Source organism: Polycladomyces subterraneus, assembly GCF_030433435.1.
GTDB lineage: Bacteria > Bacillota > Bacilli > Thermoactinomycetales > JIR-001 > Polycladomyces > Polycladomyces subterraneus.
This window is the reverse complement of sequence record NZ_JANRHH010000047.1, coordinates 58791-74745: the sequence shown is the minus strand read 5'-3', so window position 1 is coordinate 74745 and position 15955 is coordinate 58791. Positions and strand designations below refer to the sequence as shown.

Sequence of the window (15955 nt, the reverse complement as noted above, 5' to 3'; positions counted from 1 at the left end):
CCCCTATCCCTTTATTCTACACAGAGCACGCGAATCCTTCCATACCCTTGGTGGATTTCTTTATCGACAAAATTGTGTCGAATTTTGCAAGATCAATCCAAAATGATACACCTGTAGTATTATACGCTGACAAATGGAAAAAATCCTGCCCCAACCTTGACATCTTCTTTTTTTTCTATCTTAGAATCATTATTATCTGATACGGATGACAAAAGGCCCGCGAACATGTCAGGACGGGCCTTTTGTCTTCAGTAATTCTATTCCCCTATGACAGACAACCAAACATCGTAGGACGGACGATTGGGATTCCCCTTTCCTACTTCGAAGGGTCTAGGGGGTGTGGTACCAACCACACGCTTCTTGTATCAGGAGCGCTCCGCCGACAAAGCAGCTTGCGCAGCGGCCAGACGGGCCAAAGGAACCCGGAACGGTGAACAGCTGACGTAATTCAGTCCGGTGTCATGGCAGAATTGAATGGAACGCTTTTCACCGCCGTGCTCACCGCAGATTCCCGTTTTCAGATCAGGTTTAGTCTGGCGGCCCAGCTGGACGCCCATGGAAACCAGCTTGCCCACCCCTTCGGTGTCAAGGGTGATGAAGGGATTATCGGGTAAGATTTTTTGGTCCACATACTGATGCAGGAATTTGCCTTCGGCATCGTCACGGCTGTAACCGAACGTCGTTTGCGTCAAGTCGTTGGTACCGAAGGAGAAGAAGTCCGCTTCCTCGGCGATCTGATCGGCCGTCAGCGCTGCCCGCGGCACTTCGATCATTGTACCGATGGTATACGAAATCGAAACACCCGTCTCCTGTTGAACTTGTTCCGCCACTTCCTCTACCAGTTTGCGCATCTCATGCAGTTCGTTGACATGACCGACCAGCGGTATCATGATCTCGGGCTGCACATCAACCCCCTCTTTTTTGACAAGGGAGACAGCTTCAAAAATGGCCCGTACCTGCATCGCATAAATTTCCGGGTGGATAATGCCCAGTCGGCAACCACGGTGCCCCAGCATCGGGTTGAACTCATGCAGTGCCCGTACCTTGCGCAACAGGTTTTCTTTTTTCAGCAGTTCCCGCTTGTCCGCATCCGGCGTCATCCGCAGTCGGGTGATTTCCACTAACAACTCTTCCACGTCCGGCAAAAACTCATGGAGCGGCGGGTCCAAAAGACGGATGGTGACGGGCAGACCGTCCATCGCCCGGAAGATACCGACAAAGTCCTCGCGTTGCATGGGAAGGAGTTTGTCCAGTGCCGCCTGACGCTCTTCCAATGTTTCCGCCAGGATCATCTCCTGGACGATCGGAACACGATCGGCCTCCATAAACATGTGCTCAGTCCGACACAGACCGATCCCTTCGGCGCCAAATTCCCGAGCTTTAGCCGCATCATGCGGATTGTCCGCATTGGCTCGAACTTTCAGCTTGCGCACCTCATCCGCCCAGGTAAGCAACGTCTGGAATTCCCCGGAGAGTTCCGGATCGATGAGGGGTACTTCACCCAGCAACACCTTTCCGGTGCCGCCGTCGATGGACAGGCGATCTCCCTGACGAATCACAGTGTCCCCGATGTGCAGTTCTTTCTGCTGCAAATCGATCTTCAACTCTTCGCAACCGCAAATGCACGGTTTACCCATCCCACGCGCCACCACAGCCGCATGACTGGTCATGCCGCCCCGGCTGGTCAATACACCTTCGGCGGCGATGATACCGTGAATGTCTTCCGGTGTCGTTTCCGGTCGGACCAAAATCACTCGATGTCCCTCGTTGGCCCATTTTTCCGCGGTGTCAGCATCAAACACCACTTGTCCGGAAGCGGCACCAGGGGATGCCGGCAACCCTTTGGCCACCACTTCCAGCTGAGCATCAGGATCAACACGGCGATGCAAGATCTGGTTCAACTGATCCGGATCGACGCGCAACAGAGCCGTCTGTTTGTCGATGATGCCCTCCTGCACCATATCGACCGCGATCTTGACAGCTGCATGGGCCGTCCGTTTACCCGCGCGGGTTTGCAGAATGAACAATTTGCCCCGTTCCACCGTAAATTCGATATCCTGCATATCGCGATAATGATGCTCCAGGCGTTGGCTGATTTCCTGGAACTGCTTGTAGATTTCCGGCATTTGTTCGGCCAGTTGGGCAATCGGTTGGGGGGTGCGGATGCCGGCGACGACGTCTTCCCCTTGCGCATTGATGAGAAATTCGCCGTAAAGTGTTTTCTCTCCGGTCGAGGGGTTGCGGGTAAACGCTACACCAGTGCCCGAATCGTCTCCCATGTTGCCAAACACCATCATCTGCACGTTAACAGCCGTTCCCAAATCATCGGGGATTTTGTGTAGCTTGCGATAGATGACGGCACGCTGGTTGTTCCAAGAGTCGAATACAGCGATCACCGCCCGGCGCAGTTGTTCATGTGGATCCTGTGGAAATGCCGCACCGGTCTGTTCCTGCACGAGCTTCTGGAACGAAGCGATCACCTGTTTCCAATCGTCCGCTGACAATTCTGGATCGTGTTTGACGCCCCGCGATTCCTTCACGTTTTCGATGATCCGCTCAAAACGGTAGTGGTCGATCCCCAAAACCACATCACCGAACATCTGGATGAACCGGCGGTAGCAGTCATAGGCAAACCGGGGATTTCCGGTCAGTTGCGCCAATCCTTCCACCGTTTCGTCATTGAGTCCCAGGTTCAGAATGGTGTCCATCATACCGGGCATCGAGTACACTGCGCCAGAACGCACAGACACCAACAACGGATTGAACGGATCTCCCAATTTTTTCCCTGTTTGCGTTTCCAATTCTGCCAATGCTTCTCGAATTTCATCCAGCAGCCCTTCGGACAATTGTTTCCCACGAGCATAGTAATCATTGCACGCTGCCGTGGTAATCGTAAACCCCGGAGGAACCGGGAGGCCGGCGCGGGTCATCTCGGCCAGGTTGGCACCTTTGCCTCCCAACAGGCTCCGCATTTGGGCGTTTCCTTCATGAAACAGGTAGACTCGCTTCTCGCTCATACAGCAGTGCCTCCCTTGCGCAGAATGTCCAGAATCAGGTTGGCCGTTTCTTCTACCGCTTTGTTGGAAACGTCGACGATCGGACAACCAACCCGTTTCATAATTTTTTCCGCGTACTCGAGCTCTTGCAGAATCCGCTCCATATTGGCGTAGTTAGCTCTTGAAGTCAACCCGAGCGCCTTGAGACGTTCACGCCGGATATTGTTCAATTGCTCGGGTTGAATGGTGAGTCCAATACATTTTTTGTTGTCGATCATAAAGAGCTCCTCCGGAGGCTCCACTTCCGGAACGAGCGGTACGTTGGCCACTTTCAGCCGCTTGTGCGCCAAATACATGGAGAGCGGCGTTTTGGAGGTGCGCGACACGCCGATCAAGATCACGTCTGCGCGCAACAGTCCACGCGGATCGCGACCGTCATCGTACTTGACCGCAAATTCGATGGCTTCCACCCTGCGAAAATAATCTTCATCCAGACGGTGGACCAGTCCGGGCTCCCGTTTGGGCTCCTGTTGGAATAAACGCGATAGTCCATCAATCATGGGTCCCATGATATCCACGACGGGAATACCCGCTTTGCCCGCCTCTTCCAACAAAAGCTGCTGCAACTCCGGAACCACCAGTGTGAACGCAATCATACCGTTCACTTCTTTGGCCGCTTGAACCGTTTCCAAAATTGTGCCCTTATCGTCCACATATGGGATACGCCGAATGTCGATATGACCGCCATTGAACTGGCTGGATGCCGCACGGACCACAAATTCGGCCGTTTCCCCGATGGAATCGGAAACGACAAAAACAATCGGCTGTTGGCTTTGACTGGATATGGTTCTTCCCCTCCTACCTCAGACATCTGTATGTTGTCCCAGCTCCACAAACGCTTTGGTGATCGTCGTTTTGGTGATGCGTCCGATCACTTCCACCCCGTCGCCATCCTCCATCTGGCGCACCACTGGAAGCGCGTCGACCTGATACCGCATCAGCTTGGCCGCTGCGTCCAACAACGAGTCATCCAGCGAGCACGTGACGATGTTGGGCATCCGTGTCATGACAATGCTGACGGGGATCGTTTGCAAGTCCTGTTTGCCCATGGCCGTTTTCAACAAATCTTTCCGTGAAACAACGCCGGCTAGCTGTTTATTATCCTTGACAACGAACAAGGTACCGACATCTTCGAGAAACATGGTGCAAATGGCGTCATATGCGGAGGTTTCCTCTTTGACCACGATCGGCAGTGATTTGTAATCCTTGACCATCAACTTGCGAACATGTTCGCCGAGGAGTTGATTGGCTGATTTGCCGGCATAAAAATACCCCACTCGAGGTCGCGCATCCAAAAATCCCGCCATCGTCAGGATGGCCAGATCCGGACGTAACGTAGCCCGCGTCAGATTGAGCTTCTCGGCGATTTGCTCACCGGTGATCGGCCCTTCGTCTTTGACGATTTGCAAGATCCGTTCTTGGCGTTTGGTTAGCTCGATCTCCCCACACCCCCAGTACGATCCGAACCCTTATTATGTCATACTTAATTGTTTGTTTCACCATTTAGTATATACTATATCCCATTCCCAGTTTGTCTGCAACCAATTTCTTCACAGTTCCTTCATGAGTTTTTTCGTTTGGGGAACACTAGCGCGTGTCTGATCCATATCGTGCGCGTCGCTTTCCTGGCTCGCTCCACCTGCGCCCCGGCAGGGAAGCAGATTATGGCTGGCCGCTTTGAACCGGAGAGCACAGGAAGCGGGCGAGGATATCGACCACGCTTCTATCCTCAGGATTCCAATTACCTGCCACTCTTTGAATATTACGGCTCTGATTGTGTTTTTCTTTTGAATAGGTGAAAAAACCAACTGGTCAATGGAGGAATTCTCTCATGCTGTTCTCCAATCCGGTGGCGGTGACAAGCCCGCCTGATCTCCATCAACTGCATACCATCGGCAAATTGGGCATTCGCCGGGTGGAATTGCAACTTTCGTCCACACGATACACATCGGAGGAACTGGCTGACTTGTTCCGAACTTCCGGCACGGAGCCAATTGCCTTTCGCGTCCCTCCGCACATGGGGTTGGGTACCCCTTCCTTTGATCTTGAACATTGGCGATATTGGCTGGAAACCGTTGCTCCCCTGTTTCCGGAACAACCCAAATGGGTGATCGGATTCGGTGCTACCGTTTCATTGGGAGAAATATTCGAGTTCCTGGACGAGCGACCCCATGATTTCAACGCCTTACATGACTTCAAAACGGAATACGTGGAAACAGTGATCAACCAGCTGCGCCAGATCGAGGAGATCGCCCAACCGCTCCATATCCAACTGCTGATAGAAAATGCACCGATGGGAGGTTCCCTGTATTTTGAACCGGGACAAGCCCGCATCCACCCAGCTTTGCGCACACCTCGCCATCTGCTGCAAATCGCGCAAGCGACCGGTGTGAAACTGTGCTTGGACACAGCTCATGGGCGTATCGTATCCAACGTTCTGTCCTATATGCACCGTTCCCGCAGTCTATTTGCAGGCGCAACGGAAAAGGAGATCCTGAACGCACCGCGTTCCTGGCAGGAATTCTACAAACAAACCCGGGACCATATCGAGTTGATCCGACTTTCCTATGCGGTCAGCTGGGGGGACACCCCACAAACAGCACATATCCCCTTTCCGAAGGAAGCACACTCGGAATTGCTCGATTTTGCCGAAGAAGTGGATACCGCTACACCGATCACTTTGGTTGCCGGAGAAACGTCAGAACAGCTGCCATCGTTCCTGGATACATTACGCCAATTGAAAAAACGATAAAGGAAAAGGCCGTTCCGTTATGGAACGGCCTTTTTTTACGTCAAAACCAATTGATCGAACCGGGCGAACTGATGCACCAGATCCGTGATTCTGCGCAACAAACCCAGTCTGCGTGTCCGGACGGTTTCGTCCTTCACCATCACCAAGACTTCATCAAAGAACCGATGGATGACGGGAACCATCGACGCCAACGCTTCATACATACCGTCTGCATCCTGTTGGGACAAGCTCGCCGTAAAGGCTTTTTCGGCCTCCCGATAGGCTTTGTACAACTCGCGCTCGGCCGTCTCCGTCATGTCAGTTTCATCCAACGGCACATCGGCCGTCCCCTTTACACCGAGATTGGCCGTGCGGGTGAAACCCTCTACGGCCAGTTTGTATGTTTCGTATGCGTTCGCCCGGTCGATCAATACTCTTGCTTTGGCCAACACCAGCTTGGGCCTGGAAATGTCCGCCCCCAGCACCGCATCGATTACATCGTAACGAATGCCTTCTTCCTGCAGAACAGTTTTCAAACGTTGTGCAAAGAACGAACGCAATTCTTCTGCGATTTCCTCCGGCGATTTTTTCAAAAGCCCATCCGAGTTCAGGCGCTCCAGCGAGATGGTCCACAACTGATCCAGCGTTAACTGAGACCAACCGTGATCCAGCAGGATTTGCACGATGCCGGACGCCCTTCTCCGCAGCCCGTAAGGATCTTGGGAACCGGACGGCTGGATGCCAATTCCAAAACAAGCGGCGATGGTGTCCATTTTGTCGGCCAACCCGATCACGGCACCAATCGCGGACTGCGGCGTCTCATCCCCGGCATGGCGCGGCTGGTGATGTTCCCTGATCGCCCGTGCCACTTCTTCGTCTTCCCCGGCTTTACGCGCATACTCCTCGCCCATGATTCCTTCCAGCTCGGGGAACTCGTAGACCATCTGCGTGGACAGATCGAATTTGCAGATCTGAGCCGCCCGTTTCAATACCCGTCGACGGTTTTCTTCCCATTGCAACGCATCGGCCAGACGATCCGCCAAATGCACGATCCGCCGCACTTTGTCGCCCACGGTACCCAATTCTTCGTGAAACACGACCTGATCCAGTTTTTCCATCGCCTGATGAATCGGCAGCTTCAGGTCCTCGTCATAGAAAAATCGCGCATCGGCCAAACGGGCGCGCAATACCTTTTCATTCCCTTTGGCCACCACGTCGAGCGAGGTTTCGTCCCCGTTCCGCACAGTAACAAAATGCGGCAACAAGCGGCCGTCTGCTGATTCCACCGGGAAGTAACGCTGATGTTCCCGCATCGTAGTGATCAGCACGGCACGCGGTAACACCAGAAAATCTTCATCGAACGAACCGGCAAGTGCCGTCGGGTACTCCACCAAGTTCGTCACTTCGTCCAACAGATCTTCCGCGACCGGTATACGCCATCCGCGTTTCGCTTCCATCTGCTGCAACTGATCCAAAATCATCCTCCGCCGCTCATCAACGTCGGCGATCACCCATTGCTTGCGAAGGGTTTCCAAATATTGGCCCGGATGAGACAACGTCACTTCTTCCCCCAAGAACCGATGGCCCCTCGTCCTGTTGGCAGCCGTCACACCGGCCCAAGAAAACGGAACGATCTCTTCGCCAAAAAGACACACCAGCCAGCGAACAGGGCGGATAAAGCGGGTGCGCTCCGTTCCCCAGCGCATCGTCTTGGGGAAATGGAGCGAAGAGAGTACTGACGGCAAACCTTCAGCCAAAAGGGTCGCCGTCGGTTGTCCTTCCACCCGTTTGCGGACGAACACATACGTTTCTCCTTTGAACTCATCAAACACCAACGCATCGACCGGGACGCCCTGTTTCCTAGCGAACCCCTCCGCCGCTTTGCTCCAGCTGCCGTCAGGCGTAAGGGCGATGTGTTTAGCCGGGCCACGTACCTCCTCATCCATGTCCGCCTGCCGTTCAGCCACATCGCGGACCATAACTGCAATCCGGCGTGGTGTTGCGTATGTAACCGCCTCTTTTGCCTCGATGCGTTGTTCATTCAACCAATTTTGTATCCGATCGGCCAATTGATGACGCAGGTCCTCGATAAACCGGGCGGGAATTTCCTCGCAACCGATTTCCAGCAACAAATCACGCTTCGACACGCTGATTCCCTCCTTTTTTCAGCAAGGGATACCCCAGTGCCTCCCGGGACTGAACATAGGCACGGGCACATTGTCGGGCCATGTTGCGCACACGGGCCAAATAGCCGGTCCGTTCGGTCACACTGATCGCACCGCGCGCTTCCAACAGGTTGAACGTGTGGGAACATTTGAGTACATAATCGTAGGCGGCGTGTACCAACTCCGCTTCCAGCGCCCGTTTCGCCTCGTTTTCATAGGCGTCGAACAGGCGGAACAGGAGATCCGCACCCGAGATTTCAAACGAGTATTTGGAATGCTCGTATTCCGGCTGATGGAACACGTCGCCATAGGTGACGCCGTTCACCCACTCCAGATCGAAGACGCTCTCCTTCTCCTGAATGTAGGAAGCCAACCGTTCGAGACCATATGTCAGTTCCACCGAAACCGGATCGACATCCAGCCCCCCCACTTGTTGGAAATAGGTGAATTGGGTAATTTCCATCCCGTCGAGCCATACTTCCCATCCGAGGCCTGCCGCCCCCATGGCGGGGTTTTCCCAGTTGTCCTCGACAAACCGGATGTCGTGATGACGCGGGTCAATGCCCAGCGCACGCAAGCTGTCCAGGTAGATTTCCTGGATATTGTCCGGTGATGGTTTCATGATCACCTGAAACTGGTGATGCTGATACAAGCGGTTCGGGTTTTCCCCGTAGCGGCCGTCAGCCGGCCGGCGCGAGGGTTCCACATAAGCCACGTTCCAAGGTTCCGGCCCCAGCGCACGCAAAAACGTCATCGGATTCATCGTCCCGGCCCCTTTTTCCACATCGTACGGTTGGACCAGGACACAGCCCTGTTCAGCCCAAAACGACTGCAAACGCAAAATCATCTCTTGAAAGTTCATCATTCCACCTCCATCGTCATCATGGCATGTTCTCGCACATGGCTGGCATGACTTTTACCCACGTGGTGAAGTCACTCGGGGTTCACCCGATTTCACCATTTGATGAGCTCCGGGTGAACAATTCTGCGGAGAACGACAAAAACCCCCCTGTCCCCTTTCACATAGGGACGGGAGGTTTCCCGCGGTTCCACCCTATTTGACCGACCGCCTTTTCCGGTCGATCCCCTCTTTAGACTCGTGCTCGAGACTGCCCTTCACCAGGTTCCGTGGCCGGGCTTCCACCCTCCCCGGCTCGCTCACACACGAAAGATCCGGTTACTCCTTTCTCTCATCGCACTGCCGTTGTTCAATTTTGGAGATAGACTATTTATACCAAAGAAAAAAGGACCTTGTCAATCTCGGCTCCATCCGCTTCGCATCTGATCCAGAAATGCGCGCGACCGCAAACGAACGGGAACATACTCGTCGATGAACGCACGCAATGCGTTGTCCAGTTGTTGCTTGGTCTCTTCCTTAACCCGAACTTCTCCCAGCCGGTCCGGCACAGCCCGTTGCAATAGCTTCAAAATGCGGGCAGACGCTTCGGACAACGGCAATGAGGTGGGGTCATGCGACGCACAATCCAAACAGAGAAAACCCCCGTGCCGAACACTGAACCGAACAGGCAGTTCCGCCCGTTTGCATCGGGTGCACCCGTCCAGATAGGGACGGTATCCTGCAGTCTCCAACACCTTTAATTCAAAGATATGGCGCAGGATGTCCGCATCGGTTTCCGTTTCCAACAACGACAAGGTGGACGTCCACAATGCAAACAAATGCGGGTATGGTTCCTTTTCTTCCGTCAGGCGGTCCAGCAATTCGGACAGATAAGCGGCGATCGCTGTTTTTTCCAGATCGGAGCGAAGCAAATGATGAGCATGAATAAGATCTGCTTGCGACAAGGTGGGCAACCCGCTTCCTCCCGAAAACCATACATATTCGCCATGGGTAAAAGGTTGGGTCACCGCACTGAACCGGCTTTTTGGTTTTTTGGCGCCGCGGGCCATCACCGAGATCTTTCCCTGTTCCCGTGTAAACAACCAGACGAGCTTGTGACTTTCCCCGTAATCGCGGGTGCGGATCACCACGCCTTCCGTTTTGATCAGCATACGCCGCGTCCTTCCCTAGGTTTCTTCTCCCTCATCCCGATCATCCGGCATCTCTTCGGCGGAATCGTTCGCTAATGCCTCCGCATCCTTGTATAACAAGTATGCGTCAACACTGCCAGTTACGGCAAAACAGTTCCAAAAAAAATGACGCAACCAGCATCATCCTTTCCGCTTTGTTTGTCACCTATTAGGATGACCGGGAACGGTAGGAGTATGTGCGAATGGCGGTATATCCGCCAGAACTTTTTCTTCCAGTTCAATCCTCTTCCCGATAGCCGAACTGCCGCAGGAGGAACTCTTCGTTGCGCCAGTCCCTCTTCACTTTCACCCACAAATCGAGGAATACCTTGCTGCCGAAGAGACGCTCGATCTCCTCTCGCGCCAGTCTGCCCACTTCTTTGAGCATGCTGCCCCGTTTGCCGATCAGGATACCCTTTTGCGAATCCCGCTCGGTGTAAATGGTGGCACGCACGTAGACTGCTCCGTTTTCGCGCTGTTTCATTTCTTCCACGATCACCGCGACAGAATGCGGGACTTCCTCACGTGTAAGAAACAGCACCTTTTCCCGGATCAGTTCACCTACGATAAATCGCTCCGGGTGGTCCGTCACCTGGTCGGCCGGATAGTAGGCCGGTCCTTCCGGCAAGCGTTCGAAAATCAGCCGTACCAATGTGGACGTGTTGTTCCCCTGCAACGCGGAAATAGGGACAAACTCCGCGAAGTCGTGCAGTTGCCGGTACTGGTCGATCAGCGGCAACAGATCGTCGGGATGAACCTGGTCGATTTTGTTGATGACCAGAAAGACCGGTGTATTGATTCCCTTCAGGTGTTCGATGATGTAACGATCACCGGGGCCCAGCCCTTCGCTCGCATCAACCAGAAACAGCACCAAATCCACTTCATCCAACGCGTTCTGCGCCGTTTTCACCAAGTATTCGCCCAGTTTGGATTTGGGTTTATGGATACCGGGCGTATCCAAGAAAATGATTTGTCCGCGTTCGTCGGTATATACGCCGCGAATCTGGTTCCGTGTCGTCTGAGGCTTATCCGACATGATCGCCACTTTTTGGCCGATAATGTGGTTCATCAGCGTCGATTTCCCTACGTTGGGACGGCCGATCAACGCCACAAAACCCGATTTATACCCATCACTCATTCGTGCAAATCCCCCTTTCCGAACGCGCCGGGCAATAAAGCCCCCACGGTTGTTTCCGTCACGTCTCCTTTGAGATTAGCCAACCACACCTTCATGTCAGGAGGGCACAGTTCGAACATTACTTGGCGGCAGGCACCACAGGGGGAAACCGGCCCCTCCGTATCCGCTACCACAGCGATTCCGGTAAATCTGCGGGCGCCTTCGGACACCGCTTTGAACAGCGCCGTCCGTTCTGCGCAATTGGTCAGGCCGTACGAAGCGTTTTCTACGTTGCACCCTGTGAATATGGTTCCCTCGTCCGTTAGCAAAGCGGCTCCGACCCGGAACCGCGAATAGGGAACGTAGGCTTGCTCGCGCGCTTGTTTCGCTGCTTCGATCAATCGCTCCATGTCCAATCTCCTTTACCTTCCCACCGTTTTACTACATTGTATCTTTAACCACCGTTTGTAACCCGGATCATCTCCAGGTTACCCAGGATTGCTGACAAAGTTACGCGAACAGCCGCCCTCTCCAGAGTATCTCGGTTGGATTTACCACCCACTCCACAGTCCACCCTACAACAGATGCACGCCGAAAACCGCTACCACGATTCCCAGCAGTGCACCTAGGATCACCGGTTCTGCTCGGTCGTGCATGCGGTATCTTGTCCCCGTGAGCAAGAGGGCCATCAAATACACCAAAATCGTAACCAGCAATTGACCAATAATCAAGACCAGTGAGGTGGCGATGCAGAAAGCGAGGGAAGTGGTAATGCTGGGTTCCCAACGTGCACGATCCAATCGATGCATCCATCCCTTGATCATGAGCGTGAGGAAAAAGTCAAACGCAATAATCGCGGCAAGACTGATGTTGAGCGGATAATGGGAGCCTTTGAAATATGCGGAGAACAGTTTGTCCAGATAGGGCCAGAATACACTGACGCCGACCACCACAGCCAAACCGGCGCACAACAATACAGCGCCGGCGGCGACGTCTTTGGCCACTTTGGCCAACGGGTGGAATTCTTCGGTGATCATGTCCACTACCGACTCAACGGCAGTGTTAAACAACTCGGCCACCAATACCAGAATGATGGTGACGAAAAGCAACAGCGCTTCCGCCTTGCTTAACGGCAGGTACAAACTTAACAGCAACACGCCCAGTGCACTGAGAAAGTGGACGCGCATATTGCGCTGGGTAACCAGCGTGTACCGCAATCCTTCCAGCGCATACCGAAAACTTCGGATCACTTTGCCCAACCACATAAGGGAACCCCTACCTTTTCAAGCCGACTCGCTCCAAAATCTCCTCCTGACGTGTAAACATCTCTTTTTCTTCCGCTTCCGTGCCGTGATCATACCCCAAGAGATGCAAAAAACCGTGTACCGCGAGAAATCCCAGTTCCCGTTCGAATGAGTGTCCGTACTCCGCTGCTTGCTCCTCTGTACGCGGGATGGAGATGAAAATGTCGCCCAACGGAACCGGGTCCCCGTCCGTGGTTTCCCATTCCTCATCCGGCTCCCACAACGGAAAGGACAACACATCCGTGGGCCGGTCCACATCCCGGTATTCACGGTTGAGCCGGCGAATCGCCTCATTATCCAATAACGTGACGGACACTTCGGCCGGCGGCAATTGTTCGATCTCCGCCCCCGTCGCCAGACACCGTTCGATCCATACCAGCGCCGCACGCTGGGATTCCGTCAAATCAGTTTCCACATTGAGGTCAATGGTGATACTCATGCCTGTTTCACCCCTTTATTCGGCCATTCGTCCGGATATTCGATGCGTGAATGGAAAATACCGTTTAAGGTTTCACACATCGAACGGGCGATCACGTCCAATTCTTTCAATGTCAGATCGCACTCGTTGAATTGACCGTCTTCCAGGCGATCCTGTATGATCTTACGCACGATCCCTTCTATGCGGGCCGGTGTCGGACGAGCCAACGAACGGACGGCCGCCTCCACGCAATCGGCAATACCGACGATGGCCGCTTCCTTAAATTGCGCTTTGGGCCCCGGATAGCGGTAATCTTCTTCCAACACCTTCCCTCCGTCGCTTTGTTTCATCGCCTTGTGATAAAAGTATTTGAGCAAGGTCGTACCGTGGTGTTGAGCCGCGATGTCCCGAATCGGTTTGGGTATGCCGTGTTCCTCCAACATCTCCACACCGTCCTTGGGATGGGACAGGATGATGGTTTTGCTTAAATTGGGCGAGAGTTTATCATGCGGATTTTCCCCCATCTGGTTTTCGATGTAAAACTGAGGGCGTTTGGTTTTCCCGATATCGTGGTAATATGCACCCACACGCGCCAAGAGACCGTTGGCCCCGATGGCTTCTGCAGCCGCTTCGGACAAATTGCCGACAATGATCGAATGATGGTAGGTTCCGGGCGTTTCGATCAGCAGTTTACGCAACAACGGATGGTTGGGATTGGACAACTCCAGCAGTCGGAGCGGGGAAAGGATTTCAAAGACCGTTTCAAAATAGGGCAAAAAGCCGATTGTGAGAACAGCGGAGAACAACCCGCTGGCAAAGCCAAACCCGATCGACCAAAGCCAGTCTACCCAACCGCTTTCGATCGGCGCCAGCAGAAAAACCGCCGTGATCGGCACTATGCTGGCCAATGACGCGATCAGCCCGGCACGCAGAATGGAAGTGCGGTTGTGAACACCGGCCAATCCCCACGCACCAGCCATTCCAATCACCAATGACACTAAGCCGTAACGGAAATCAAACAACAGATGACTTTCAGTGTTGAACATCACACTGGCCAAAATGGCGAACAGCACCGCGCAACTCAGCGCCAAATGGATGTCCAACAGCAATGTAATCAGCATCGTACCGAAAGCGACGGGGGCCAAATAGCCCAACGTGCTCCATTCCAAATTTTGCCCTACCGCCACCACCTTCATCCCCGCAGCCGTTAGCAATACGATGGTGGCCAACATCAAGAGCCGTGCGTTGTCCCGATGCACCTCAGGCTGGTAGCGATGTACGAACCCGTACAGCATGACCAACAACAAAAAGACAAACAAACCCAATCCCAAATGCGGCCATGGGTTCGTATAATCTTGTATCAAACCGAGTTCCTTCAGTTTGCGATGCTGATCGGGAGTGATCACTTCTCCGGCGGAAACGATGATCTGTCCCTTTTTGATCGGCACCGGCTCCACACTGTCCCATGCCGCTTCCCGAAGCGCCTTGGTCCTGGCCTCATCGTAAAATTCGTTGGGCACAATGCTCGCCCGAACCAATTCCCGTATGACACTGCGGGATTGGGCATTGATCGACGATGCCAACAGCTCGCGGTCCACCTCGTTCCGCTTTTGTTCCAATTCGGACTGGCGAACGCCGGATGAGAGGATGTTGCGAGCGATCTCCCGGCTCACGAAGCGCATTTCCGTCAGTTGGTCGGGAGAGGTTCGCACGAGTTTAGTATAAAAGGCATCCGATAAACGATAGGGGATTAACTCCCGCACGCTTTTGATTTTCTGCTGCTCCGTCAAAGAAGTATCGGCCACGATTCGGCGCGCGTCCGTGAAGATGCGATCCAACCGTTCGATCAGAATCCCCGTCAGCTCATCATCCCGCCGGTACTGCTTTTCAACCGCGTCCGCCGCCTGTTTGCGGGCCGCTTCCGTCGCCTCCGAGTCCACTTTGGTGACGGGTGACACGATTGTTTCCTTGCTGATCGAACCCGGTGACAACTCATATTGCTTGGGCAACACCGCATTCATCATCATCAGGTATAACAACACACCGACCGTAAAGTAGATCAACAGGCGGACGCGGACGCTGGTTTGCGTGCCCGCAGGGAGCCGTATGTGTCGAAACCTTCTAGATGGAGGTTCATTGGTGGATATCATCTTTGATCGACTCCTTCACGTTCTCCCGCTAGGCATAACGATCGTAAGCATCGATGATTTTTTGCACCAACGTGTGACGGACAACATCTTCCTGCCCCAAATAGACAAACCGGATTTCCGGTACCGATCGTAACACGCGTTGTGCTTCTTTTAATCCGGATTGTTTGCCCTTGGGCAAATCAATTTGCGTAACGTCACCGGTCACGACCATTTTGGACCCAAACCCCAACCGCGTCAAAAACATCTTCATCTGCTCGGGCGTCGTATTTTGGGCTTCATCCAAAATGACGAACGAATCCTCCAGTGTCCGGCCCCGCATATACGCCAAGGGCGCCACTTCGATTAATCCGCGTTCCATCATTTTGGTCACCTGTTCCGCTCCGAGCATGGTGTATAAGCTGTCATACAGCGGTCGCAAATACGGGTCCACTTTTTCCTGCAGGTCTCCCGGCAAAAACCCGAGGCTTTCTCCCGCTTCTACCGCCGGCCGCGTCAGCACGATCCGCTTGACGCGATGCGACTTCAGCGCCGTCACCGCCATGACAACTGCCAAAAACGTTTTCCCCGTCCCGGCAGGACCAATACCGAAGACGATATCATACTTCCGGATGGCGGAGACGTAATGACGTTGCCCCAACGTTTTGGCCTGAACGGACTTCCCTTTGTAGGTGATGCCGATCTGCTCGTCAAACAGCTCCAGCAACTCATCGACCATTCCCTGCCGGGCCAAACGATGAGCGTATACGACATCCCTCTCGGTGATGGGAGTCCCCCGGCGAATCAATGTCAACAAGACGCGGAACAGATGGCCGAGCACCGCTTGTTCCTCCGGCGATCCGGAGATGACGACCTCTTCTCCGCGCGCAACGATTTTGGCTGTTGTGTTGGCCTCGATCCGTTTCAGATATGTATCGTGAGGCCCAAACAAACTCAGTGCTTCACCTGCATCACGCAAACGAATTTTCATCGGCTGTTGACTTTGTTGC

The 15955-nt window shown here is 53.8% G+C and carries 14 protein-coding genes; 1 reads left to right on the top strand and 13 read right to left on the bottom strand.

Features of this window, described 5'->3' with window-relative positions:
* Positions 1-365: 365 nt before the first annotated feature.
* The 3 genes from ppdK to ccpN are packed head-to-tail and all read right to left on the bottom strand — an operon-like array spanning position 366 to position 4495.
* A complete protein-coding gene (ppdK, locus tag NWF35_RS13115; RefSeq protein WP_301239659.1) occupies positions 366-3017 on the bottom strand; it encodes a pyruvate, phosphate dikinase in 2652 nt (883 codons plus the stop codon).
* Positions 3014-3841, bottom strand: coding sequence for a pyruvate, water dikinase regulatory protein (locus NWF35_RS13110; protein WP_301239954.1), 828 nt, complete (start codon positions 3839-3841; stop codon positions 3014-3016). Before NWF35_RS13110 ends, ppdK begins: the two co-directional genes overlap by 4 nt.
* Positions 3842-3859: 18 nt before the next feature.
* Positions 3860-4495 (bottom strand): transcriptional regulator CcpN, encoded by a 636-nt coding sequence (ccpN, locus tag NWF35_RS13105; RefSeq protein ID WP_301239953.1) that lies wholly within the window; start codon positions 4493-4495, stop codon positions 3860-3862.
* Positions 4496-4887: 392 nt separating this feature from the next.
* On the opposite strand from ccpN, the gene NWF35_RS13100 reads away from it, so the two are divergent.
* Positions 4888-5808: an apurinic/apyrimidinic endonuclease family protein gene (locus NWF35_RS13100; RefSeq protein WP_301239658.1), complete on the top strand. Its 921-nt coding sequence runs from the start codon at positions 4888-4890 to the stop codon at positions 5806-5808.
* 35 nt (positions 5809-5843) lie between these two features.
* Here NWF35_RS13100 and glyS read toward each other — a convergent pair whose 3' ends face one another.
* From glyS to NWF35_RS13050, 10 genes are all read right to left on the bottom strand, one after another.
* A complete protein-coding gene (gene glyS / locus NWF35_RS13095; protein ID WP_301239657.1) occupies positions 5844-7934 on the bottom strand; it encodes a glycine--tRNA ligase subunit beta in 2091 nt (696 codons plus the stop codon).
* Positions 7921-8814, bottom strand: a complete 894-nt coding sequence (glyQ, locus tag NWF35_RS13090; protein WP_301239656.1) for a glycine--tRNA ligase subunit alpha — start codon at positions 8812-8814, stop codon at positions 7921-7923. Before glyQ ends, glyS begins: the two co-directional genes overlap by 14 nt.
* Before the next feature lie 392 nt (positions 8815-9206).
* On the bottom strand, positions 9207-9962 hold the full coding sequence (recO, locus tag NWF35_RS13085; protein WP_301239655.1) for a DNA repair protein RecO: 756 nt from the start codon (positions 9960-9962) through the stop codon (positions 9207-9209).
* Between the two features lie 15 nt (positions 9963-9977).
* Positions 9978-10115: a YqzL family protein gene (locus tag NWF35_RS13080; protein WP_301239654.1), complete on the bottom strand. Its 138-nt coding sequence runs from the start codon at positions 10113-10115 to the stop codon at positions 9978-9980.
* A 103-nt stretch (positions 10116-10218) separates the two neighbouring features.
* Complete coding sequence (era, locus tag NWF35_RS13075; protein ID WP_301239653.1) at positions 10219-11118, bottom strand: GTPase Era; 900 nt, start codon at positions 11116-11118, stop codon at positions 10219-10221.
* Complete coding sequence (locus tag NWF35_RS13070) at positions 11115-11507, bottom strand: cytidine deaminase (RefSeq protein ID WP_435873896.1); 393 nt, start codon at positions 11505-11507, stop codon at positions 11115-11117. Before NWF35_RS13070 ends, era begins: the two co-directional genes overlap by 4 nt.
* A 165-nt stretch (positions 11508-11672) precedes the next feature.
* Positions 11673-12362 (bottom strand): diacylglycerol kinase, encoded by a 690-nt coding sequence (locus NWF35_RS13065; protein ID WP_301239649.1) that lies wholly within the window; start codon positions 12360-12362, stop codon positions 11673-11675.
* A gap of 10 nt (positions 12363-12372) precedes the next feature.
* The gene (ybeY, locus tag NWF35_RS13060) at positions 12373-12840 is read right to left on the bottom strand and encodes an rRNA maturation RNase YbeY (protein ID WP_301239648.1); all 468 of its coding nucleotides are present in this window, start codon (positions 12838-12840) and stop codon (positions 12373-12375) included.
* Complete coding sequence (locus NWF35_RS13055) at positions 12837-14969, bottom strand: HD family phosphohydrolase (protein WP_301239647.1); 2133 nt, start codon at positions 14967-14969, stop codon at positions 12837-12839. The genes ybeY and NWF35_RS13055 overlap by 4 nt, the downstream gene beginning before the upstream one ends.
* A gap of 28 nt (positions 14970-14997) precedes the next feature.
* Positions 14998-15936 (bottom strand): PhoH family protein, encoded by a 939-nt coding sequence (locus NWF35_RS13050; RefSeq protein WP_435873908.1) that lies wholly within the window; start codon positions 15934-15936, stop codon positions 14998-15000.
* Between the last annotated feature and the right edge of the window lie 19 nt (positions 15937-15955).